This is a genomic window from Piscinibacter sp. HJYY11 (assembly GCF_016735515.1).
In the GTDB taxonomy this organism is placed as follows: Bacteria; Pseudomonadota; Gammaproteobacteria; order Burkholderiales; family Burkholderiaceae_C; genus Rhizobacter.
This window is the reverse complement of the sequence record NZ_JAERQZ010000001.1, coordinates 3,306,631-3,329,144: the sequence shown is the minus strand read 5'-3', so window position 1 is coordinate 3,329,144 and position 22,514 is coordinate 3,306,631. Positions and strand designations below refer to the sequence as shown.

Sequence of the window (22,514 nt, the reverse complement as noted above, 5' to 3'; positions counted from 1 at the left end):
TCTTCTGGTTTCGATTCGGGATAACTACATTGGCTCCATCGACAACGTTTCCCACAAGGAGCCCACGATGAACGTCCTGCAGATCAACTCCAGCGCCCGCACCACCGGGTCGCATTCCACCCGCCTGGCCGGTGACATCGTCCAGCGCCTGGGCCACGCCACCCTGACCGTGCGTGACCTCGGCAAGGCGCCCGTGCCGGCGCTCGACGAAGCCGCCCTCGGCGCCCTCTTCACCCCCGCCGACCAGCGCACCCCGGCCCAGGCCGCCCGCGTGGCGCAGGACGACGCGCTGATCGCCGAGGTGCAGGCCGCCGACGTGGTGGTGCTGGGCGTGCCCATGTACAACTTCGGCGTACCCGCCGCGCTCAAGAACTGGATCGACGCCATCGCCCGCGCCGGTGTCACCTTCAAGTACACCGACAAGGGCCCGGTGGGCCTGCTCACCGGCAAGAAGGTCTACATCGCGCTGGCCCGCGGCGGCATCTACCGCGACACGCCGGCCGACAGCCAGGTGCCCTACCTGAAGGCGGTGCTGGGCTTCCTCGGCATGACCGACGTGACGTTCTTCTACGCCGAAGGCCTGGCGATGGGCCCGGAAGCCGAGAAGAAGGCCCTGGCCTCGGCTGCGGCGCAGATCGACGCGGCCTTCGGCGAGACCGTCGCCGCCTGAGCGTTCAGGCCGGCCCGTACCAATGGGTGCGGGCCTCGGCGCGCAAGCGGTCGCGCTCCGCGTCGTCCAGCGGCACCCAGCGCCGGTAGCTCGCCACCGCACGGGCCATGAAGTCGAGCCAGTTCACGTGCGTGCGCAGCACGCGCTGCTGGCGGTGCTCGATCAGCGGGTTGAAGAGCCCGTGGCGCGAGAACAGCTGGCGCGGGTTCTTCTTGACCCACAGCCATGAGCCCATCTCCAGCGTGAGCGGCAGGAACACGTGTCCTGATCGCTCGAGCGAGCGCAGGTAGAGGTGGTCCCACAGGTCGCCATGCGCGAGGTACTGGCGGCTCTGCGGCTCCAGCACGTAGCGGTGGTGGGTGAGTGCCCGGTCGAGGATGTGCTGCAGGGCGAAGAGCTCCGGCAGGTGCTCGATCGGCGCCGGCGTGTGCGCATGCGGGAACCAGATGCGGTCGCGCAGGCCGAAGCCCGAATGGCAATCGATCGCCAGGCTGAAGGGGCGACCGAGCAGCTCGTCTTCGACGACGCGGCACAGCGCGTCGCTCTCGGCTTCCATTGGCGCGCCCGCTTCGCCGCGGTACCAGGGCAGCGAGGCACTGCGCCGCTGCCCGCCGATGAGAAACGGCACCCGGCCCACCGCATCGACGGGCGCGTTGCGCATCAGGTCCACCCCACGCGCATTGGCCCGTGTGCCGAGCGCCATGCCGGCCGGGTTGACCAGCGGCATGAACACCATGCGCAGCGATTCGAGCTGGCGGTGCAGCACGCCGTCCCACGGCAGGCGCATCACCAGGCTGCGCAGGAAGGCGAGCGCCACCTCGGCACCGATGCGCTCCAGGCCGTGCACGCCGCCAAAAATGCCGATCGCCGGCACGTCGGGCCCGGGGTTGCCGAGCGTGATCACGTGCACCGGCAGCGACGTGTCGCCGCATGGCACCTCGCAGACGACCCGCTGCTGCAGGTGCGAGCCGCCCTCGTCCACGAGGCCTTGCAGTTCGGCCAGGGCGGGCAAGTCGACGCGGTTCACCCGCCCAGACTAGCGGCGCGATGTGACAGTTGATGCAGACCCTTGCGGCAATACCACCGGCCCGCCGCTGACACGCCGCTGTCACACAGCGCCGATACGGTGGCTGGCATGGCCCGACCCCGCCCTCTCTTCCTCGGCTCGGCCCCTGCGCTGGGCTGCGCCCTGCTGTGGGGTCTGGTCGAGTGGGTGGCGCTGTGGCGCTCGCGGTTCAGCCACGCGCGCCGCTCGCCTCTCACGCCTCGCTAGACCTCGCGCAGGCCCTCGCACAGCGGGTGGTGCACGCAGGCCAGCACACGCCGGCCCTGTCGCTCGGCTTCTTCCATCGCACCGCCGCACAGCGGGCAGGGCTGCGCCCGCAGGCGCCAGGCTGACGGCGGCAGCGTGGTGTCGGGAAACGGCCCCTCGCGGCGCACCACCACCGGCTGTGTCTTCTCCTCGCGGGTGTTGAGCAGCTCGCGCAGCACCTTGCCGTCGATCAGCTGCACCTTGTGGCCCTCGGCCAGCTGGCGCGCCTCGGCGGTGAACTCGCCCGAGCTGACGACGAAGCCGCCCGCCGCCCCCAGGCTTCGCACCAGCGCGAGCAGCTCGCGCACCGGTGCCGGCCCGACGGCGAGCGTGCGCCAGGGTTTGCAGTCGACGAGAAAGCGGTCCTGCCCGCGAGTGAGCACCATGTCGATGGGGCGGCCCCCGCCGCCGCCGGTGTCGCTCACGGCGTAGCCTCGATGGCGGAAGCCCTCGGCCACCTGGCGCTCGAACTCGCTCCAGCCGATGCCGTCGAGCAGCCCGGCCCCCGGCGGCAACGCGGCGGCCGACGTGTCGGGCACACGCTCGATGAGCCGTTTCATGCCATCGGCCAGCCGACCGAGGATGCCCCGCTGTTGCGCCGATGCCATCGCTGCGTGGTGGAAGTTGCAGCCGGCAGGCTACCCGAGCAGACGGGTGTCCACAATGCGGGCACCCCCAGGACCCGTGCGGCTCCCGCACATGCTGAAATGCCCCGATGCGCCGCGCATTGCCCATCCGTGCACGCCTGAGCCTCCTGGTGCTGGCCACGGCGTTGCCGCTGTTGGCATTGATCGCCTACAACGGCATCACCCAGGCCAGACAAGACGCCGAGCGGGCCGCCGTCGAGGCCCTGCGCGCCGCCCGCGGCGCGGCGCTCGAGACCGAAGCCATCATCTCCAACGCCGAGCGCCTGCTGGGCCTGTTCGCCAAGCGCCCTGGCGTGCACTCGCTCGATGCCGAGCAGTGCGACCCGCTCTTCAAGAGCTTCCGCGGCCTCTTCCCCACCTACACCAACCTCATCTCCGTCAACCGCCACGGCGACCGCGTGTGCAGCGCGATCGAGCCGCCGCCGGGCACGCCCATGCGCGTGAGCGGCGGCCTCCCGCTGGAAGAGACGCTGCAGACCAAGCGCTTCACCGTCGGCCCCTTGAGCCGCGGCGTCTTCACCAACCGCTGGATCCTGCTCGTGGCCTACCCGCTGCCCGATCGCGAGGTCGACGGCCGCCTGCAGAGCCCCGGCGTCATCGCCATGTCGCTCGACCTGACGACGCTGCGCCTCGCGCCCGGCCCGGGTGAGCTGCCCTCGCGTGCGCTGGCCCGCATCGTCGACGGCAAGGGCGCGGTGATCGGCAGCAGCCTGAAGCCCGAGGAATGGATCGGCAAGAGCCTCGCGCACATCCGCTGGTTCAAGGAGCTGGCGCCGGGCGAGGCGCGCACCGGCGAGTCGCCCGACTTCGAAGGCGTGAACCGCATCTTCGGCGTGGTGCCGGTGCGCGGCACCGACTGGCACGCGGCCGTCGGCATCCCGGTGGAGACCGTCTACGGCCCGGTGCGCGAGCGCACGCTGTTCAGCATCACCCTTGCGCTGCTCGCGGTCGGCCTGGCGGCCGGGCTCGCCTTCCTGATCGCCCGCCGCACCAGCGGGCCGGTGGAGGCGATGGCCGCGGCCGCGCGCCGCGCGACCGTCTCGCCCGACCCCGAGGCCCTTGCCCACCTGACCCTCGACGGCGCCCCGCGCGAAGTGGGCGCGCTGGCCGACGACTTCTCCACCATGCTGCGCGCCCGCGCCGAGGCCGAGCGTGCGCTGCGCGACAGCGAGGAGAACCTTGCCACCACGCTGCATTCGATCGGCGACGCGGTGATCGTCACCGACACCCGCGGCCACATCACCCGCATGAACGCCACCGCCCAGCGGCTGACCGGCTGGCCGGCGGCCGAGGCCATCGGCCGGCCGCTGCTCGACGTCTTCCGCATCATCAACGCCGACTCGCGCACACCGGCCGAAGACCCGGTGAAGCCGGTGCTCGCCAGCGGCGAAGTGGTGGGCCTGGCCAACCACACCGCGCTCCTCTCGCGCGACGGCCGCGAGTACCAGATCGCCGACAGCGCTGCGCCGATCCGCGATGCGCAGGGCCGTGTCACCGGCGTGGTGCTCGTCTTCAGCGACGTGACCGAGGCCTACCGCGTGCAGCAGGCGCTGCGCTCGCGCGAGGAGCAGCTCTCGAGCACCGGCGAGCTGGCGCGCGTGGCCGGCTGGGAGCTCGACATCCAGAGCGGCGTGACCACCACGTCCAACGAGATGTGCCTGCTGCTGGAGGTGCCGCAAGGCTCGTCGTTCTCGATGGCCGAGGGCTGGCAGTTCTGCCGCGGCGACGCGCGCGAGCGGGTGGAGCCGCTCATCGCCGCCGCGGTCGCCGACGGCACGCCATGGGACGTCGAGATCCCGATGGTCACCGCCGCCGGGCGCGAGATCTGGGTGCGCTCGCGCGGCCGTGTCGTCATGAACGACGGCAAGCCGGCGCGTGTGCTTGGCGTGGTGCAGGACATCACCGACCTACACGAATCGCAGGAGAAGCTGCGCCAGAGCGAGAGCCTGCTCAAGATGGCGAGCCGGCTCGTGCGCATGGGCGCGTGGATCGTCACGCTGCGCGACAACCGGCTGGTGTGGTCCGACGAGGCGGCCATCATCCACGAGATGCCGCCGGGCTACTCGCCCACGCTGGACGACGCCGGGCAGTTCTACGCGCCCGAGTACCGCGACCTGGTGCACCAGGCCTTCAGCGCGTGCGCGCGGCGCGGCATCGCCTACGACCTGGAGATGCAGATCCTCACCAAGAGCGGCCGCCGCATCTGGGTGCGCACGCTCGGCAACGCGGTGCGCAACCACGAGGGCGTGATCACGCGCGTGCACGGTGCCTTCATCGACATCACGGAGGAGCGCGCCGCGCGCGAGGAGCTGCAGGCCCACCGCCATCACCTGGAGCAGCTCGTCAACGAGCGCACCACCGACCTCGTGACCGCGCGCAACGCGGCCGAGACCGCGAGCCGCGCCAAGAGCGCCTTCCTCGCCAACATGAGCCACGAGATCCGCACGCCGATGAACGCGATCATCGGCCTCACGCACCTGCTGCAGGAGAACCTGCAGCACGAGCCGCATGCGCTGGAGCAGCTCAGCAAGGTGAGTGCCGCAGCGCACCACCTGCTGGGCGTGATCAACGACATCCTCGACCTCTCGAAGATCGAAGCCGACCGGCTCGAGCTGGAGGAGCGCGAGTTCGTGCTCACCGAGATCATCGACAACGCCCAGGGCATGCTGCGCGACCGCGCCATGGCCAAGGGCCTGCGCCTCACCACGGAGATTGCGCCCGGCATGCCGCCGCTGCTCATCGGCGACCCGCTGCGGCTCGAGCAGATCCTGCTCAACTTCCTCAGCAACGCGATCAAGTTCAGCGAGCACGGCCACATCCTGCTGCGCGCGCGCGTGGCGCAGTCGGCCGAGAACGTGGTGATGCTGCACATCGAAGTGCAGGACCACGGCATCGGCATCAGCCCCGAACAGCAGGCACGGCTCTTCCAGTCGTTCTCGCAGGCCGACGACTCCACCTCGCGCAAGTACGGCGGCACCGGCCTCGGCCTCGTGATCGCCAAGCGCCTGGCCTCGCTGATGGGCGGCAACGTGGGCGTGCGCAGCTCGCCCGGCATCGGCAGCACCTTCTGGATGACCGCCCGCCTGCGCGTGGCCGTCACGCCGCCCGGCGAGGCCGCCGGCACGCGGCCGCAGCCGCAGGATGAGATCGTGGCCCGCCACGCCGGTGCGCGCGTGCTGCTGGTCGACGACGAGCCGGTGAACCAGGAGGTGACGCTCGCCCTCCTCTCCCGCCTCAAGCTCGCCGTCGACGTGGTGAGCAACGGCGCCGAAGCGGTGGAGCACGTGCGCGCGCACGACTACGCGCTGGTGCTGATGGATGTGCAGATGCCGGTGATGGACGGCCTCGACGCCTCGCGCGCCATCCGCCAGCTGGCCGGCCGGCAGCGCCTGCCCATCCTCGCGATGACGGCCAACGCCTATGCGGAAGACCGCGAGGTCTGCCTGGCCGCCGGCATGAACGACCACATCACCAAGCCGGTCGCCCCCAGCCGGCTCTATGCCTGCGTGCTGCGCTGGCTCGACGGCCGGGCGGTCACCACCTGAGCGGCGCGCATTCGGCCAACAAAATCACGCGAATGCCAGGCGGGTGATGAAGTGGCGGCCGGAGGGCTTGCTTTTCGGTTCATCCCGAGGTTGGCGCAGCCGATAGCCTTCACATCCAGACACAGATTGAGGGACGGCTCCATGAACACCGCCAACGCCTACGAGATGATCGCGCGCCGCAACGCGGCCCAGGAATTCAACACCGCCTGGGGTGTGACCATGCCGGCCGACCTGGTGACGGCGCATCAGCCTGCGCCTTACCACGAACCGATCCGCGGGCTCGTGACGCGCGAAGTCGACGAGCCCGAGCTCTTCAAGCTCTTCTTCGGCTAGCCTGACTCGGCTCTGCTGGCGCGGTCAGCCCGGCGCCCGGCCGCCCGAAGCCGGGCTGCGACCCCTCGGGGGGCAGGAGCGCAGCGACGTGGGGGCTGTCATCACTTCTCGACGAACGCCCGCTCGATCACGAAGTGACCCGGGTGGCTCATGTTGCCCTCGGTCATGCCGGCCTTGTCGAACAAGGCGCGTGTGTCGCGCAGCATCTCGGGGCTGCCGCACAGCATGAAGCGGTCGTTTTCCTTGCTCATCGGCGGCAGGCCGATGTCGTGGAACAGCTTGCCGGTTTCCATCAGCACCGGGATGCGGCCCTGGTTGCGGAAGGCTTCGCGCGTGACGGTCGGGTAGTAGATGAGCTTTTCCTTCACCTGGTCACCGAAGTACTCGTTGGCCGGCAGCTCCTTGGTGATGACCTCGTCGTAGGCCAGCTCGCCGACCTGGCGGCAGCCGTGCACGAGGATCACCTTCTCGTAGAGCTCGTACACCTCGGGGTCGCGGATCATCGCCATGAAGGGTGCGAGGCCCGTGCCGGTGGACAGCAGGTACAGGTTCTTGCCGGGCAAGAGGTTCTGCGTGAGCAGCGTGCCCGAGGCCTTGCGGCCGATCTTCACCGTGTCGCCGACCTGGATGTGCTGCAGGCGCGAGGTGAGCGGGCCGTCGGGCACCTTGATGCTGAGGAATTCGAGCGTCTCTTCCCAGTGCGGGCTCACCACGCTGTAGGCGCGCAAGAGCGGCTTGCCGTCGACCTCGAGGCCGATCATCGTGAACTGGCCGCTCTGGAAGCGAAAGCCGGGGTCGCGGGTGCAGGTGAACGAGAACTGCCGGTCGGTCCAGTGACGAACGCTCAACACCTTGGCGTCGAAGAGGTTGCTCATGCGGAAAATCCAAAACCCGGAAAAACCCGCATTGTCGCAGGTCACGCCCAGCGCGGCGTCCCTCAAGCCCGGGGCCGCGGCCCTGGCTGCACCTCGGGTGGCCAGGCCGTTATATTTCGTTCGTCATATCATCCACCCCATGCGCTACGACGCCGACCACAAACAACGCACCCGCGCCCGCGTGCTGAAGGAGGCCGCGGCCGCCATCCGCCTGGAAGGCCCCGACCGCATCGGCGTGGCCGCCATCATGGGCCGCGCCGGGCTCACGCACGGCGGTTTCTACGCCCACTTCGCGAGCAAGGACGAGCTGCTGGTCGCCGCCATCGGCGAGATGTTCGACACCGCCTGCGCCTACTTCGAGGAGCTCTCGGCCGGCAAGCCCGCCGGCGAGGGCCTGGCCGCCTACGTGGCCTTCTACCTCTCGCGCTACCACCGCGACCACCGCGAAGAAGGCTGCCCCATCGCGACGATGGCCGCCGACCTGCCGCGGCTCGTGCCCGAAGCGCGGGTGGCCTTCGAGCAGGGCGCTGCCCGCCTCACGACGCTGATCGCCGGCCAGCTGGAAGGCCTGGGCCACGACGAGCCCGGCATCGGCGCCGTCTCGCTGCTGTCGGAGATGGTCGGCGCCGTGGTGCTGGCCCGCTCGATCGCCGACCCCGAGCACTCCAGCGCCATCCTGCGTGCCTCGCGCCAGGCCATCCGCGCGCGGCTCCAGCTGCCGCTGCCCGTGAAGGACGCCTGAGCGTCCGGCCGGAAAAGCCCCAGGGGGCCATCCCGGGGTGGTGCTTGTCATGAAGCGGCGCTCCAATGGGCGTTTTCCCAACCCGCCCGCACGCCATGGCCAAGGACTTCTCCACCATGGAGGACAGCAACCGCTCCTCCAACCCCAGCATCCACGACATCAGCGACCCGGCCCGCCGCACGCTGCTCAAAGGTGGCGCAGGGGTGGCCGTGACGGGCCTGCTCGCGCCGCTGGGCCTGGCCGGCTGCGCCACCGGCCCCGGCTCCGCCACGAGCACCGGCCCGCTGCTCGGCTTCAAGAGCGTGCCCGCCACCACCGCCGACACCATCACCGTGCCCGAGGGTTACGTCGCCCAGCCGCTTGCGCCCTGGGGTGATCCGGTGGGCATTGCCGGGCGCAGCCCCGCGTTCAGGTTCGACGCCAGCAACTCCGCCGCAGACCAGGAGGTGCAGATGGGCATGCACCACGACGGCATGCACTACTACCCCCTGACCGCCACGACCGGCTTGCTCGCGATCAACCACGAGTACAGCGACGACGGCCTGCTGCACACCGACGGCCTGGCCCACTGGTCGGCCGAGAAGGTGCGCAAGTCGCAGGCGGCACACGGTGTGGCGGTGATCGAGGTGAAGCGCGGCGACGACGGCACGGTCGAGGTGGTGCGGCCCTCGCGCTACGCCCGCCGCATCACCGCCTACACCCCCGTCGAGCTGCGCGGCCCGGCCGCCGGCCACCCGATGCTGCGGACGGCCGCCGACCCGACGGGGCGGCGCGTGCTGGGCATCCTCAACCAGTGCGCGAGCGGCATCACGCCCTGGGGCAGCTACCTCACCTCGGAAGAGAACTTCGCCTTCTACTTCCAGGGCCCCGACCAGCCCGACGCCCACCAGCGCCGCTGGGGCCAGCGCAAGGAGATGGGCCAGTACTACCGCTGGCACGAGCACGACGAACGCTTCGACACCACCAAGCACCCCAACGAGCACAACCGCTTCGGCTGGGTCGTCGAGATCGACCCCTTCGACCCGACGATGACACCCGTCAAGCGCACCGCCTTGGGCCGCGCCGCGCGCGAAGGCGCCACCGTCGCGGTGACGAAGGACGGCCGCGCCGTCGTCTACTCCGGCGAAGACGCGCGCTTCGAATACATCTACAAGTTCGTGAGCCGCGACGCCATCCGCCCGGGCGGCTACGCCGCCAACGCCGAGCTGCTCGACCACGGCACGCTCTACGTGGCCCGCTTCGACGCCGACGGCCGCGGCCGCTGGCTGCCGCTCACCCACGGACAAGGCCCGCTCACCCCCGCCAACGGCTTCGCCGACCCCGGCGAGGTGCTGATCAAGGCACGGCAGGCGAGCGATGCACTCGGCGCCACCAAGATGGACCGGCCCGAGTGGATCGCCATCGACCGCGAGCGCTGGGTCTACTGCACGCTCACCAACAACAGCAATCGCGGCCAGCCCGGCCAGGCGGGGGTCGACGCGGCCAACCCCCGCGCCAACAACGTCATGGGCCAGATCATCCGCTGGCGCGAAGACGGCGACCACGATGGCACGAGCTTCGCGTGGAACCACTTCGTGCTCGCCGGCGACCCCGCCAACGAGCGGCCCGAAGCCAAGGGCAACATCAAAGGCGACGCCTTCGCCTGCTGCGATGGCCTGTGGGTCGACGGCCGCGGCGTGCTGTGGATCCAGACCGACATGAGCAGCACCGTCATGGGCAAGGGCGAGTTCGCCCGCCTCGGCAACAACATGATGCTCGCCGCCGACACGAAGACCGGCGAGATCCGCCGCTTCCTCGTCGGCCCGCCCGGCTGCGAGATCACCGGTGCCACCGCCACGCCCGACGGGCGCACGATGTTCATCAACGTCCAGCACCCGGGCGAGACGCCCAGCGAGCGCAGCGACCCGGCCAACCCGCGGCGCTACTCCAACTGGCCCGACCAGCGGCCGGATGGCCGGCCACGTTCGTCGACGGTGGTGATCCGCAAGCGCGACGGGGGCCTGATCGGGACCTAAGGGTCAGACCGACGCCAGGACGGTGGCAATGCCCTGCCCACCGCCGATGCATTGCGTGGCGAGCGCATAACGCTTGCCTTCGCGCTGCAGCAGCGTCGCGGCCTTGCCGACCAGGCGTGCCCCGGTCGCCCCGAGGGGGTGCCCGATCGAGAGGCCGCCGCCATCGAGGTTGATCACGTCGCGCGCGATGCCCAGCTCACGCAGGCAGGCTACCGCCTGGCTGCTGAAGGCCTCGTTGATCTCGACGACGTCGATGTCGTTCACCGTCAGCCCCGCGCGAGCCAGGGCCTTCTTCACCGCCGGCACCGGGCCCATGCCCATCTCCTCTGGCGCGCAGCCGGCGACCGCGGTCGAGACGATGCGCGCAAGGATCGGCAGGCCGTTCTGGCGCGCGTAGTCCTCCGAGCACACCAGCACCGCGGTGGCGCCGTCGGTGAGCGGCGACGAGGTGCCCGCCGTCACCGTGCCGTGGCCCGGCTCGCGGAACGCGAGCTTCAGGCCGGCCAGGCCTTCCATGGAGGTGGCCGGGCGGATGCAGCCGTCGCTGTCGACGACCTCGCCCTCGGGCGTGGTCACCGGCACGATCTCGTCGCGCAGCAGGCCCAGCTCCTGCGCCCGCGCGGCCTTGCGGTGCGACTCCACCGAGAGCTCCTCCTGCGCCACGCGTGACACCGCATAGCGCTCGGCCACCACCTCCGCCGTCTCGCCCATCTTGAAATAGGCCTCGGGGTAACGCGCGCGCAGCGCCGGGTTGGGCGACGGCGTGAAGCCACCATCGGGCACGCGCGTCATCGACTCCACGCCACCGCAGACGAACACCTCGCCGGCGCCGATGGCGATCTGCCCGGCGGCGATGTGGATGGCCGTCATCGCCGAGCCGCAGAAGCGGTTGACCGTGGTGCCGGCCACCGTGTTGGGCAGGCCGGCGAGGAACACCACGATGCGCGCCATGTTGTGGCCCTGCTCGCCCTCGGGGTAGGAGCAGCCGAGGATCAGGTCCTCGATGTCGGCCGGGTTCACCTTCGTGCGCTCGAGGAGGCCTTTCACCGCGGTGGCGGCCAGGTCATCGGGCCTCACGCCGACGAGTCGGCCCTTCTTGGCGAAGTGGAACGGGGTGCGGGCATATCCGGCAATCACGGCAGAGGTCACGGTGAGCTCCTGGGTGGCATTACATGATGCTCATCATATCAACGCGCCAGAGACTCTGCATGCCGCCTTGGCGACACGCTTCACACCGTCAGAAACTCAGAACTGCAGCCGCGCTTCGCCGATGCCGGCGAACTGCACGCTCACCGCATCACCGCCCTGCGCCTCGAGCGCGCCGCACCAGGTGCCGGTGGTCACCACCGTGCCGGCCGTGACCGTGCCGCCGTCGGCGGTGGCGTGGCGCAGCCAGTCGGGCAGCACGTAGGCGGGGTCCTGCAGCGAATGGGTGCCGCGGAACTCGTGCACCGCGGCGCCGATCTGCACGCGGCAGGCCTGGGCCGACCAGTCGCGCGCCGCGTAGGGCAGCCAGTCGCCGAGCACCAGGCCGCCGTGCGAGAGCAGGTCGGCGAGGCGCAGCTGCACCGGCGCGCCGAGCCCCTGTTGCCAGCGCGAGTCGACCACCTCGATGCTCACCGTCATCGCATCCACCAGCGTGGCGGCCGCCCCGTGGTCGAGCGAGGCGGCCAACGCCGCGTCCACATCGCGGCCGATCCGCAGGGCGATCTCCGCTTCGATGTAGCGCAGGCGGAACGGCCAGTCGCCGAGCTGCGCCGGGCTGGCCCAGACGCCTTCGTCCGGCAGTGCGCCGTGCATCAGCGTTGCAGTGCGCGAGGCGCCGCCCGACTTCCAGTGCTGGGGCACGCCCGCGTCGAGCCAGCCCATCTCATGGGCCACGGCCTGCTGCACGAGGTACGCGTCGTCAGGCGACACCAGCGCATTCGCCAGCGGCGCGGCGTCGGCGGGCACGCGGGTACGGCGAGCCTTCAACAAGGCGTCGATCACGGCATCGGTCGCGGACATCGCTCACTCCTTCCAGGGCTTGATCGCTTGCAGCTGTTCGTCGGCCATGCCCACCAGCAGCGCACGGCCGTCGAGCATCACACGAAACTCGCCGTAACGGGCGTTCTCCCAGCGGGCAGCATCGCCTTCGCGGAAGAACCACGCGTCGCTCACCAGCACCCAGCCGCCGCCCTTGGGCGTCAGCTCGAACAGCAGCTCGCCCGCGGCCAGCGCCTCGCCGGGTTGGGCCACGCGCGTGAGCGTGGCCACGCCGCGGACGTCGCGGGTCGCCACCACCTTGGGCCGCTCGGCGGTGGCCGAGGGTGGCTGGTCGAGCAGCTCCGCCGGCACGTTGAAGTTGAGCCGCATGTAGTCGCCCTGCATCAGCGACCGCGGGTCGACCGGTGCCAGCCGCACGAAGACCGGCTGACCGTTGGTGATCAAGTCCTGCTTCTGCCAGATGGCGCTGGCCGCGACGAGCAGCGTCGCCGCCGTCGCGCCGCCCACGTACCAGGCCCGGCGATCGAGCGGCGCGCGCGGGGCGCCGGCCGCGCCCTCGGTGCGGGGTGAGCGCCGCCACCAGGCTGCCCCGCCGAGCACCGCGCCCACGCCGACCAGCACGAGCGCCTTGGTCGCCAGGTCCCACGCGAGGGCGTAGTAGAAGGCCCCGACGATCCACGCCAGCGCCACGCCGGCCGCCGCAGCCAGCCGCCAGCGCCCGGCGACGGCCAGGCAGGCCAGCGCGAGCAGCGTGCCGCCCAGCGTGCTCATGAAGAACGACAGCAGCACCGCACACAGCACCGCGGCCCCGAGCGCCCCACCGCGCGCCCCGGGCCAAGCGCGCCACACCAACCCTCCCGCGCCCAGCGCCAGCAGCGCGCTCACGCCGCGCAACAGGTCCGCCACCTGCACGCCGCGGCCTGCCGCACCCGCCACTTCGCGCCCCACCTCGGCAGCCAGGCCGCCGCCGAACACACCGCCCACGAGGAAGGTCATGCCGGCGAGCACCGCGAGGCTCGCCAGCACCGCCAGCCACCAGCCCGACAGCAGCGACTCGAGCGCGGCGCCATGCCCACGCCAGCGCCCCTGCCACCACGGCGAGAGCGCCGCGACGGCCAGCAGCAGGTGCGCGGCGAGCCACGCGGTCTCCCACCCATGCGAACGGAACACGCTGCGCTCCATCAGCGCCAGGCCCACCAGAGCGGCCGCCGCCACGCCGAGCAGGGTGCGCAGCCACGCCTGCCGGACGGCGAGCGCCAGCCCCACCGCCACCGCAGCGAGCAACAGCGAGGCCATCGCATGCGGCAGGTGCTGGAAGAAGCCGAACCCGAGCGCACCACCACCTACCGGCACCCCGGGCACCGCCAGCTGTTCGACGAAGAGCGGCACCTGCGACGAGCGCAGCACGACCACCGAGCCGGCGAGCAACAGGCCGCCCGCGAGATACGGCCCGACGGGGTTGTTGACCAGCGGCCCGAGCAGCAGGCCCACCACGCCCAGCAGCGGGACGGCGGCGAGCCAGGCGCCGAGCGCCGTGAGCAACACCACCGGCCAGGGCCGCTGCTCGCCGCCGGGCCGCACCGCGTCGTCGGGCAGCAGGCCCTCGGCGCGCGCACGCGCCATCACCTCGTCGAGGCGGTCATGCATGGCCGGCCTCCTGTCCATGGTGGCGAGACAGCTTCAGGATGCCGCTCACCGTGCCCGCCAGCAGCCCGGCGGCGACCAGGCCCAGCAGGAAGAGCGCACCGATCGCGTCGCCGTCGAGGTCCTTGAACAGCAGGCGCGCGAGGCCACACACCAGCAGGGTGTTGAGCGCGAGGGCCGTCGCACTCAGCACGAAGACGTCGAAGCTGCGCCGCTGTGCCGCGAGCAGCGCCCCGGCCGCCAGCACCAGCAGGCCGAGCGCGTAGTGCGGCGCCACGTCACGGTGGAAGAGCCCGCCGAGCGCGGTCGCGGTGACCATCACCACCGCGAGCGTCGCCGCGCAGCGCAGGCCCCACAGGCCCGCGCCGGTCACGCGCCGCATCGGCGCGCTCAAGGCGGCCACCACGCACAGCGCCGCGATCCACGCGAGGCCGTGCACGGTCACGTCGCCCGGCTCCACGCGCCAGCGGTGCCCGAGGTGGGCCAGGGCCCACAGCGAGATGCCCACCATCGCCACCAGCGACCACGGTGCCCACAGCACGTCGCTGCGTGCACCCAGGCACAGCGGGATGCCGAGCGCCGCCCACAGCGCAAAGAGCTGCCACGGGTCGGCACCGGTCTGGTAGGTCTGCCCGAAGTAGGCGAACAAGGCGCCGATGCCGAGGAAGGCCAGCAGCCCGAGCGCCGGCCGCGCCGCCGGCCGCAGCGCCGCACCCAGTCCTGTCGCGCCGACAAGCGCCATCAGCAGCGCGAAGCGGCCCATGCGGCCAATCGTCTCCCAGTTGGCGGCGATCCACACCACCACGCCCAAGCCGACGAGCGCCGCGGCCACCACCGCCAGGCCGCGCGGCAACCCGCGGGTGAGGTGCGAGGGCTCTTCGCCCACGCCCCCCAGCGACAGCAGGCGGCGCCGCGCCGCGTCGTCGAGTCGGTGGGTGTCGGCCAGCGCGTGCAGCGCCCATCGAAGGTTCATGTTCCCGTTCCTCCTGACCTTGGTGGCGCGCATCTTCGCAGAGCTGTCAGAAGGCTCCCACAGCACCCGGCGGCCCGCGCCGACTGACCCGCTGCGAAGCGCTTTCCATACTGGCCCGACATTCCACGAGGAGACCTCCATGCCCACCATCGCCTCCGTCATCACCCGCAACGTCGTGGTGGTGCGCCCTGACGAAACCCTGCAGCGCGCCGCCGAGCTGATGAGCCGGCTCGACGTGGGCGCCCTGCCCGTGTATGACGGCCAGGGCCTCGTCGGCATCGTCACCGACCGCGACATCACCGTGCGGGCCACCGCCTACAACAAGCGGCCCGATGAGACGCTGGTCAACGAAGTGATGAGCGAGCAGACCCTGTCGTGCACCGAGCACGATGAGATCGACGACGTGGCGCAGCGCATGGGCGAAGCGCAGGTGCGGCGCCTGCCGGTGCTCAGCCGCGAAGGGGAGATCGTCGGCATCGTGTCGCTGGGTGACCTGGCCACCCGCCAGGAATCGGAAGACCTGGACCACACGCTGCGCGACATCTCGCAGCCGAGCGACCAGGCCATCCAGCTCGCGTAGAGCCGAGGGTCCGCGGCCATGATGAACTGGAAGTCGATCTGGCGGCTGGCCAAGGCCGCGGCGGTGTCATGGCAGAACGATTACGCGCCCAGCATGGGCGCGGCCTTGGCCTACTACACCACCTTCTCCGCAGCGCCGCTGCTCTTGATCGTGGTGTCGGTTGCCGGCCTGGTGTTTGGTGCCGAGGCGGCACGCGGGGAGATCTTTGCGCAACTGCGCGGCATGCTCGGCGAAGAAGGGGCGGTCGCGATCCAGGGGCTGCTGGAGAGTGTGTCCAAGCCGAAGGAAGGTGTGTTCGCGACCGTGGTCGGCGTGGTGGTGCTGCTCGTCGGCGCAACCACCGTGTTCGCCGAGCTGCAGGATTCGCTCGACCGCATCTGGCGCGCGCCGGTCCGTGAGCGCAGCAGCGGGCTGTGGTCCTTGCTGCGGGCGCGCGTGCTGTCGTTCGGCATGATCATGGGCATCGGCTTCGTGCTCATGGTGTCGCTCGTCGTGAGCGCCGCGCTGTCGGCCCTCGGCAACTGGTGGGCCCCGCTCTTCGGCGCCTGGGAAGTGACGCTGCAGGTGGTCAACCTCTTGGTGAGCTTCGGCCTCGTCACGCTCATCTTCGCGATGATCTACAAGATCATGCCGCGCGTGAAAGTGGAGTGGCGTGACGTGTGGATCGGCGCCGCCGTCACCTCGCTGCTGTTCAGCATCGGCAAGCTGCTGATCGGCCTCTACATCGGCAAGAGCGGCATCACCTCGGGCTTCGGCGCCGCCGGCTCACTCGCCGTGGTGCTGGTGTGGGTGTACTACTCGGCGCAGATCTTCCTGCTGGGCGCGGAGTTCACCTGGGTCTATGCGCACAGCCACGGCTCACGCCGCGGCGAACAGCCGGCCGAGTGCGAGATCAGCCGATCCGCCAACCAGCCTGGCGTCACCCAAAAGAACGAGCCGCCCCGAGCCCACCCAGCCGCGACGTGATCTCGAAGAACTGCGCGACGGTCTCGTCGATGATCTCCTTCGCCGTCTTCACGCTGGTGATCAGCGCAGCGCTCTGGCCGGCGAGCGCCGGCGCCGCCTCCATGTCGCCATCGAAGTAGACACCGCGGATGCCGCGCAAGGCATCGGGCGCCATCACGCCTTCTTCGTAGATCGCCTGGGTGCGCTGCGACTTGAGGGCGCGGATGCAGGGCGTCGATTTCTTGTTCAGCACCAGCGTGCCCGTGTCCTTCGCGTCGACGATCGCCTGCTTGTAGTTCGCATGCACCGGGCTCTCGGCGCAGCTCACGAAGCGCGTGCCCATCTGCACCGCCTCGGCGCCGAGGGCGAAGGCGGCCGCCATGCCGCGACCATCGCAGATGCCGCCGGCTGCGATCAGCGGAACGTCGGTGCGCGCGCGGATGGCCTGCAGCAGCACGAGCGTCGACACCTCCTCCGGGTTCTTGAAGCCGCCGCCTTCGGCACCTTCGACGACCAGGCCGTCGATGCCGGCGTCCACGCACTTCATGGCCGCGTCGACCGTCGGCACCGCGTGGTAGACGGTGATGCCCGCGTCCTTCAGCGGCGCGATGAACTTGGCCGGGCTGCCGGCCGAGGTCGTCACGAACTTGACGCCACTCGCGCAGACGAACTTCAGCATCGCGTCGTCTTTGAGGAAGCGGATCGGCAGGTTCACGCCGAAGGGCAGGCCCGTCGCGCTCATCTTGGTGATCTCGGCCTGGCAGTTCTCGGTCTCGCCTGAAGACGTCTCGATGATGCCGAGCCCGCCGGCGCGAGAGACGGCCGAGGCGAGCGGGGTGCGGGCGATCCAGCCCATCGGGGCCTGCAGGATCGGGTAGGTGGCGCCAGTGTGCGCGAGGACTCGGTTTGTCATGCGGCGATTCTGGCGAGGCGCCGGCGCCGCGGGTGTCGCAAGGGTTACGACACCATCATCAGCCGGTGCGCCAGCGGTGAGGGAGAACCCTGGTGCACGCAGTGGATCTGGACACTCAGCGTGAAGGTGGCCGGCAGCTCGCGCAGCACGACCGGCATCGCGCCGGCCACCGTCACCAGGCTCTTCTGCACGAACGCGCAGCCGAGCCCGGCGGCCACCAGGCCGAGCGCCGCCGCCGGGTCGGCGGCTTCATAGCGCACGTCGGGCGCCCAGCCCAGCGTCGCGCAGGCCCGGAGCAGCTCCTCGCGCGCCGGCCACGAGAGCGGTGCCACCAGCGGCTGGCCGTTGAGGTCGAGCGACTCGGCGGTGGCAAGCGCATGGTCCGCCGGCACCGCCAGCACGAACGGCTCTTCCAGCAGCAGCACGCTCGCGAGGCCCGACTCGACCGGCGGCGCCGCATAGGTGTAGCCCAGGTCCAGCTCGCCACGCTGCAGCGCCGCAAACTGCTCGGCCGATGGCAGGCTGCGCAGCTGGAGGCGCGCGCCGGGCACCTGCTGCTGCAGCGCCTGCAAAGCCTTGCCGATCACGCCGGCGTGCACCGCCCCGGCCACGTAGCCCACGACCAGCGTGCCCAGCTTGCCGCGGCCCACGTCGGCCGCACGCTGCTTCACCCGCTCGGCGTGCGCCAGCAGCGCCTTCGCCTCGACCAGGAAATCACGCCCGGCCGGCGTGAGCTTGAGCCGCTTCTTCTCGCGGGTGAAGAGCGTGAGCCCGAGCCGGCTCTCCAGCTGCTGCAGCTGGCGCGACAGCGGCGATTGCGAGATGTGCAGCAGCTCGGCCGCCTGCCCGACGTTCTCGGTCTCGGCCACGGCGATGAAGTAACGCAGCTGCTGCAGGTCCAACATGGATGAGACACCCCCGGTCTGAACTCAGTCGACAACGGTCTTGGACGCGAGTATCAGCGTTTCGAAGAATGCGGCCTTCCCAACCACAGGCAGGATTTCACATGGCCCTTCGCAAGTTCGGCTTCATCGTCACCGGCCCGGGCTTCGACCCGGCCCGACACCGCCAGTTGATGCAGTCGACCGGATTCGAGATGGTGTCGGTGGGTGTGTCCTCACCCGCGCAAGCCCTCGACGTCGCGCAGGCCATGGTGCGCGACGGCGTCCAGCTCATTGAACTCTGCGGTGGCTTCGGTCCGCAGTGGACGGCGCGGGTGCAGGAGGCGATCGCACACAAGATCCCGGTGGGGTCGGTGTCGTATGGGGCGGAAAGCATTGCCTCGCTGCATGAACTGTTCGCGGGTTGACGCGTCGCCCTGGGCGTGGGGTGAGGGGCTCCGTTCATGTCCCTCCTCGATGAACGCTCCCGCGTTCATCGATTCCTTCCTTTACTTCACTGCGCCCCTCACCCCACGCCCAGGGCTCAGCACCACCGCGGCATGCCACGATTCGCCAGGGCCGTGCAAGAGCGTCGGTGTGGGCGCCGTGCGCAGTGAAGTAAAGGAGGAGCCTCAGGCCGCGGAAGCGGGCTGAGGCGGGGGACATGAACGGAGCACGGCGCCCATGCCGACGCTCTCGCGCCACACTCAAGCCGGCAGCAGCCCGTCTGCCTTGAGCAGCGTCTCCAGGCACTGCTGCTGCACGCGGTAGAAGTCCTTCACCTCGCGCACCTGCTGCAGCACCTCGTCGTTCGACTTCGGCTGCGCACGCTTCACCGCGAGGATCATCTTGTTCTTCTGCGTGTGCTCCAGCGACACGAACTCGAACACCTGCGTGTCGTAGCCACACGCGTCGAGCAGCATCGCGCGCAGGCCGTCAGTGAGCATCTCGGCCTGCTGGCCCAGGTGCACGCCGTGCTGCAGGATGGGCGCCAGCGGGTGCGGGCTCAGGAGCTGCGGGCGCAGTTCCTTGTGGCAGCAGGGTGAGCACAGGATGATGTCGGCACCCGCGCGCAGGCCGAGGTGGATCGCATGGTCGGTCGCGGTGTCGCAGGCGTGCAGCGCGATCATCACGTTGAGCGCGGCGGGCTGGTAGTGGCGCACGTCGCCTTCCTCGATGCGCAGGCCGTCGAGCTTCAGGCGCGCGATCGCGTCGTTGCAGAGCTTCACCATGTCGGGCCGCAACTCCACACCCGTCACCTGCGCGTCGATCTGCTTCGTGTTCCGCAGCCAGTCGTGCAGGGCAAAGGTGAGGTAGCCCTTGCCGGAGCCGAAGTCGATCACGTGCAGCGTCTTCGCCTCGGCCAGCCGCGAACGCTCCAGCGCATGCGCGAAGACCTCGACGAACTTGTTGATCTGCTTCCACTTGCGCGCCATCGCCGGCACCACCTGGTGGTCGCGCGTCGTCACGCCGAGCTCGACGAGGAAGGGCCGGTTCACATCCACCCAGCGCTGCTTCTCGCGGTCATGCCCTGACGAAGCGGCCTGCGGCGCGGTGGCGCGGTGCGTGGCCAGCGTGGCCTTCCCCTTCCGGCTCACCGCGAGCTGCACTTCCTCGTCCGCATGGAAGAGGTGCGCATTGCCGAACTGCGTGCCGACCAGGCCCAGCAACAGCGCCTGCCCTTCGTCGAGCGGATGGTTCTTGGTGATGTCGCGCGTGGCGTGCGTGTAGACCAGCGACAGCACCGGCTCGCCACGCAGCATCACGCGCCGCGCGGTCACACGCTGCAGGTCGCCCGCCGCCGCCAGCGGCTTGGCCAGCACGAGCTTGGCGAAGTCCTCGCCCGCCAGCAGCTCGCCCAGCCGCTCGGCAAAGCGCTGGTAGGCCGGCTGCGCCTGCAGCGTGGCGATCCAGGATTCCTCGGGTGCGTTCATGCGCCGATTGTGTCCCGCACCGGACAGCCCTTGCTGGGGCTTGCCCGGGATGAAACGTTTCACATCTGGGCTAGCATCGCGGCAAAACGACCACTTCAGGAGGAGCCGACCGTGGCCCGCATTCCCTATTTCGACATGAGCGAGGCCAGCGAGCAGTACCAGGCGCTGCTCAAGTCGCGCCACCCGCTCAACCTCTACCGCATGCTGCCGCACGCCGGCGAAGCGGCATCGTCCGGCTTTCTCGCGCTCGGCAGCGCGCTGCTGCGCGAGAACGAGCTCGACTCGCAGCTGCGCGAGATCGCCATCCTGCGCGTGGGCATCCTCAGCAAGGCGAGCTACGAAGTGCACCAGCACAAGCGTGTCGCCAGGCAGGTCGGCATGGGCGAGGCGACCATCGCCGCGCTCGAGGTCGGCGCCGACACCTCGGTGCTCACGCCTGACGAGAAGCTGGTGCTCGAGTTCACCGACGTGGTGTTCCGCGACGTGAAGGCGCCCGATCCGCTCTTCAAGCGCGTGGCCGAGCGCTTCGGCACGCGCCAGACGGCCGAGCTGGTGCTGACCATCGGCTTCTACATGATGGTGAGCCGCTTCCTCGAGAACTTCGAGGTCGACATCGAACCGGCCGGCACCATCAAGTGACAGGAGCAGCACCATGAACCTCGCCCCCACCGAGCTCGACGCGAGCCGTGCGATGCACCCCGAGACGCTGGGCCACGCGCCCGGCCGCGGCCGCCTGCAGGGCCGCCGTGTGCTGGTCGTCGGCGCCGGCCAGCGTGTGATCCCCGAGGAAGACCCGCCCATCGGCAACGGCCGCGCGATCTCGGTGCTCTTCGCGCGTGAAGGGGCCCAGGTCGCATGTGTCGACGTGAACGCCGACGCGGCGAAGTCCACCGTCGACCAGATCACGGCCGAAGGCGGCAAGGCCTTCGCCGAAGTGGCCGATGTGCTGGACGTCGTCAACATCGCGCCGCTCGTCGCCCGTGTGGCCGAGAAGATGGGCGGTCTCGACGGCCTGGTGCTCAACGTCGGCATCTCGCACGGCCTGCCGCTGGACCGCATCACGCCCGAGACCTGGGACAAGGAGTACGGCGTCAACGTCAAGAGCCACATGTTCTTCAGCCAGGCCGCGCTGCCGCTGATGACGCCGGGCGGCAGCATCGTGCTGATGTCGTCGCTCGCGAGCCTGCGCAATGCGAGCCGCAACCCGGCGTATGAATCGGCGAAGGCGGCGCAGGTGTCGCTCGCGCGGGCCATCGCCGTCGCCGGTGAATCGAAGGGCATCCGCTGCAACGCCGTGCTGCCCGGCCTGATGGACACGCCGATGGGCCGCGATGCTTCGCGCCGCCGCCCCAACCGCGCACTCGCCGTGCCCTTCGGCCGGCAGGGCACCGGCTGGGAGGTGGCGTACGCGACGCTCTTCCTCGTCTCGCACGAGTCGAGCTACGTCAACGGCCATGCCTTGCTCGCCGATGGCGGTCTCTCCATCGGAGTCGTACGCTCACCGGGTTGAAACCAGGAGCCCCTCCATGAGCACGACCATGAAAGCCGCGGTGCAGGCCGGCGCACAAGGCCTGCAGATCCAGACCGTCGACATCCCCGAGCCCGGCCCCGACGAGGTGCTGGTCAAGGTGCGCGCCTGCGGCCTCAACCGCGCCGACCTCGGCATGGCCGCCGGCCACGCCCACGGTGCGCAAGGCGGCCCCGGCACGCGGCTGGGCATGGAGTGGGCGGGCGAGGTGGTGCGCACCGGCACGAATGTGACGGAGTACCAGCCCGGCGACCGGGTGATGGGTTCGGGCCGCGGCGCCTTCGCCGAATACGCGGTGTCGGACTTCGGCCGTGTGATTCCCATCCCCTCGGCCTCGATGAGCTACGAGCAGGCCGCCACGCTGCCCGTCGCCTTGCAGACCATGCACGACGCCGTCGCCACCAACGGCCGCCTGCAGAAAGGCGAGGCGGTACTGATCCAGGGCGCCTCGTCGGGCGTCGGCCTGATGGGCCTGCAGATCGCCCGGCTCATGGGTGCCGGCCTCGTCGCCGGCAGCTCCACCACGCCGGCCCGCCGCGAGCGCCTGAAAGATTTCGGCGCGCAGCTCGCCATCGACACCACGCAAGCCGATTGGCCCAAGCAGCTGCTCGATGCCACCGAGGGGCAGGGCGTGCACCTGGTCGTCGACCAGCTCTCGGGCGCGCAGGCCAACCAGAACCTCAAGGCGACGCGCGTGCTCGGCCGCATCGTCAACGTGGGCCGCCTCGCTGGCACCCGCGCCGAGTTCGACTTCGACCTGCACGCACTGAAACGCATCCACTACATCGGCGTCACCTTCCGCACGCGCAGCGTCGACGAGGTGCGCGAGATCAACCGCCGCATGCGCGCCGACTTGGGCGAGGCGCTGGCCGCCGGCCGGCTCGCGCTGCCCATCGACAGAACCTTCCCCTTCGACGCCGCCGCGCAGGCCCTCGCCCACATGGCGAGCAACGCGCACTTCGGCAAGATCGTGCTCACGCTCGGCTGAGCG

Annotated in this window: 22 protein-coding genes; 12 read left to right on the top strand and 10 right to left on the bottom strand. The window is 70.4% G+C overall.

Annotation, left to right across the window (positions count from 1 at the left end):
- Positions 1-67 precede the first annotated feature (67 nt).
- Entirely contained in the window at positions 68-670 is a 603-nt protein-coding gene (locus JI745_RS15420) for an FMN-dependent NADH-azoreductase (RefSeq protein ID WP_201808517.1), read from the top strand.
- A 4-nt stretch (positions 671-674) separates the two neighbouring features.
- Here the strand turns inward: JI745_RS15420 and JI745_RS15415 are convergent, their stop codons facing one another.
- Positions 675-1,697 carry a M14 family zinc carboxypeptidase gene (locus JI745_RS15415; RefSeq protein ID WP_201808515.1) on the bottom strand — a complete coding sequence of 341 codons (1,023 nt, stop codon included), beginning with the start codon at positions 1,695-1,697 and terminating at the stop codon, positions 675-677.
- Between the two features lie 108 nt (positions 1,698-1,805).
- Here JI745_RS15415 and JI745_RS15410 point away from each other — a divergent pair, with 108 nt between their 5' ends.
- Positions 1,806-1,943 (top strand): hypothetical protein, encoded by a 138-nt coding sequence (locus JI745_RS15410; RefSeq protein WP_201808514.1) that lies wholly within the window; start codon positions 1,806-1,808, stop codon positions 1,941-1,943.
- On the opposite strand, the gene JI745_RS15405 is transcribed toward JI745_RS15410, so the two are convergent.
- Positions 1,940-2,590 carry a restriction endonuclease gene (locus JI745_RS15405; RefSeq protein ID WP_201808512.1) on the bottom strand — a complete coding sequence of 217 codons (651 nt, stop codon included), beginning with the start codon at positions 2,588-2,590 and terminating at the stop codon, positions 1,940-1,942. The genes JI745_RS15410 and JI745_RS15405 overlap by 4 nt on opposite strands.
- A 107-nt stretch (positions 2,591-2,697) precedes the next feature.
- Between JI745_RS15405 and JI745_RS15400 the strand changes: the two genes are divergently transcribed.
- Entirely contained in the window at positions 2,698-6,174 is a 3,477-nt protein-coding gene (locus JI745_RS15400; RefSeq protein WP_201808510.1) for a PAS domain S-box protein, read from the top strand.
- A gap of 141 nt (positions 6,175-6,315) precedes the next feature.
- Positions 6,316-6,507, top strand: coding sequence for a hypothetical protein (locus JI745_RS15395; protein ID WP_201808508.1), 192 nt, complete (start codon positions 6,316-6,318; stop codon positions 6,505-6,507).
- A 101-nt stretch (positions 6,508-6,608) separates the two neighbouring features.
- Here the strand turns inward: JI745_RS15395 and JI745_RS15390 are convergent, their stop codons facing one another.
- The gene (locus tag JI745_RS15390; RefSeq protein WP_201808506.1) at positions 6,609-7,382 is read right to left on the bottom strand and encodes a ferredoxin--NADP reductase; all 774 of its coding nucleotides are present in this window, start codon (positions 7,380-7,382) and stop codon (positions 6,609-6,611) included.
- A gap of 139 nt (positions 7,383-7,521) precedes the next feature.
- On the opposite strand from JI745_RS15390, the gene JI745_RS15385 reads away from it, so the two are divergent.
- Positions 7,522-8,124 (top strand): TetR/AcrR family transcriptional regulator, encoded by a 603-nt coding sequence (locus JI745_RS15385; RefSeq protein ID WP_201808504.1) that lies wholly within the window; start codon positions 7,522-7,524, stop codon positions 8,122-8,124.
- Between the two features lie 95 nt (positions 8,125-8,219).
- The gene (locus tag JI745_RS15380) at positions 8,220-10,139 is read left to right on the top strand and encodes a PhoX family phosphatase (RefSeq protein WP_201808496.1); all 1,920 of its coding nucleotides are present in this window, start codon (positions 8,220-8,222) and stop codon (positions 10,137-10,139) included.
- 3 nt (positions 10,140-10,142) lie between these two features.
- On the opposite strand, the gene JI745_RS15375 is transcribed toward JI745_RS15380, so the two are convergent.
- From JI745_RS15375 to JI745_RS15360, 4 genes are all read right to left on the bottom strand, one after another.
- Positions 10,143-11,288, bottom strand: coding sequence for a thiolase family protein (locus JI745_RS15375; RefSeq protein WP_201808494.1), 1,146 nt, complete (start codon positions 11,286-11,288; stop codon positions 10,143-10,145).
- A gap of 96 nt (positions 11,289-11,384) precedes the next feature.
- Entirely contained in the window at positions 11,385-12,146 is a 762-nt protein-coding gene (locus tag JI745_RS15370) for a fumarylacetoacetate hydrolase family protein (RefSeq protein ID WP_201808492.1), read from the bottom strand.
- A 3-nt stretch (positions 12,147-12,149) separates the two neighbouring features.
- Complete coding sequence (locus JI745_RS15365; protein ID WP_201808486.1) at positions 12,150-13,772, bottom strand: GDYXXLXY domain-containing protein; 1,623 nt, start codon at positions 13,770-13,772, stop codon at positions 12,150-12,152.
- A complete protein-coding gene (locus JI745_RS15360; protein WP_201808484.1) occupies positions 13,765-14,742 on the bottom strand; it encodes a DUF2157 domain-containing protein in 978 nt (325 codons plus the stop codon). The genes JI745_RS15365 and JI745_RS15360 overlap by 8 nt, the downstream gene beginning before the upstream one ends.
- Before the next feature lie 139 nt (positions 14,743-14,881).
- On the opposite strand from JI745_RS15360, the gene JI745_RS15355 reads away from it, so the two are divergent.
- Both JI745_RS15355 and JI745_RS15350 read left to right on the top strand, forming a co-directional pair.
- Positions 14,882-15,322 carry a CBS domain-containing protein gene (locus JI745_RS15355; protein WP_201808482.1) on the top strand — a complete coding sequence of 147 codons (441 nt, stop codon included), beginning with the start codon at positions 14,882-14,884 and terminating at the stop codon, positions 15,320-15,322.
- Between the two features lie 21 nt (positions 15,323-15,343).
- Entirely contained in the window at positions 15,344-16,288 is a 945-nt protein-coding gene (locus tag JI745_RS15350) for a YihY/virulence factor BrkB family protein (RefSeq protein WP_201812588.1), read from the top strand.
- On the opposite strand, the gene JI745_RS15345 is transcribed toward JI745_RS15350, so the two are convergent.
- Positions 16,242-17,180, bottom strand: a complete 939-nt coding sequence (locus JI745_RS15345; protein ID WP_201808480.1) for a nitronate monooxygenase family protein — start codon at positions 17,178-17,180, stop codon at positions 16,242-16,244. The two genes, JI745_RS15350 and JI745_RS15345, sit on opposite strands and share 47 nt — an antisense overlap.
- 44 nt (positions 17,181-17,224) lie before the next feature.
- On the bottom strand, positions 17,225-18,085 hold the full coding sequence (locus JI745_RS15340) for a LysR substrate-binding domain-containing protein (RefSeq protein WP_201808477.1): 861 nt from the start codon (positions 18,083-18,085) through the stop codon (positions 17,225-17,227).
- Between the two features lie 101 nt (positions 18,086-18,186).
- Here JI745_RS15340 and JI745_RS15335 point away from each other — a divergent pair, with 101 nt between their 5' ends.
- Entirely contained in the window at positions 18,187-18,489 is a 303-nt protein-coding gene (locus JI745_RS15335) for a DUF6506 family protein (RefSeq protein WP_201808475.1), read from the top strand.
- 279 nt (positions 18,490-18,768) lie between these two features.
- Here JI745_RS15335 and JI745_RS15330 read toward each other — a convergent pair whose 3' ends face one another.
- On the bottom strand, positions 18,769-19,995 hold the full coding sequence (locus JI745_RS15330; RefSeq protein WP_201808473.1) for an SAM-dependent methyltransferase: 1,227 nt from the start codon (positions 19,993-19,995) through the stop codon (positions 18,769-18,771).
- Positions 19,996-20,106: 111 nt separating this feature from the next.
- Here JI745_RS15330 and JI745_RS15325 point away from each other — a divergent pair, with 111 nt between their 5' ends.
- Genes JI745_RS15325 through JI745_RS15315 form a run of 3 tightly spaced genes read left to right on the top strand, consistent with a single transcriptional unit; the run spans position 20,107 to position 22,511 of the window.
- Complete coding sequence (locus JI745_RS15325; protein WP_201808471.1) at positions 20,107-20,634, top strand: carboxymuconolactone decarboxylase family protein; 528 nt, start codon at positions 20,107-20,109, stop codon at positions 20,632-20,634.
- A 13-nt stretch (positions 20,635-20,647) separates the two neighbouring features.
- The gene (locus JI745_RS15320; RefSeq protein ID WP_201808470.1) at positions 20,648-21,505 is read left to right on the top strand and encodes an SDR family NAD(P)-dependent oxidoreductase; all 858 of its coding nucleotides are present in this window, start codon (positions 20,648-20,650) and stop codon (positions 21,503-21,505) included.
- Between the two features lie 16 nt (positions 21,506-21,521).
- Positions 21,522-22,511, top strand: a complete 990-nt coding sequence (locus JI745_RS15315) for a zinc-binding dehydrogenase (protein ID WP_201808468.1) — start codon at positions 21,522-21,524, stop codon at positions 22,509-22,511.
- Positions 22,512-22,514 lie beyond the last annotated feature (3 nt).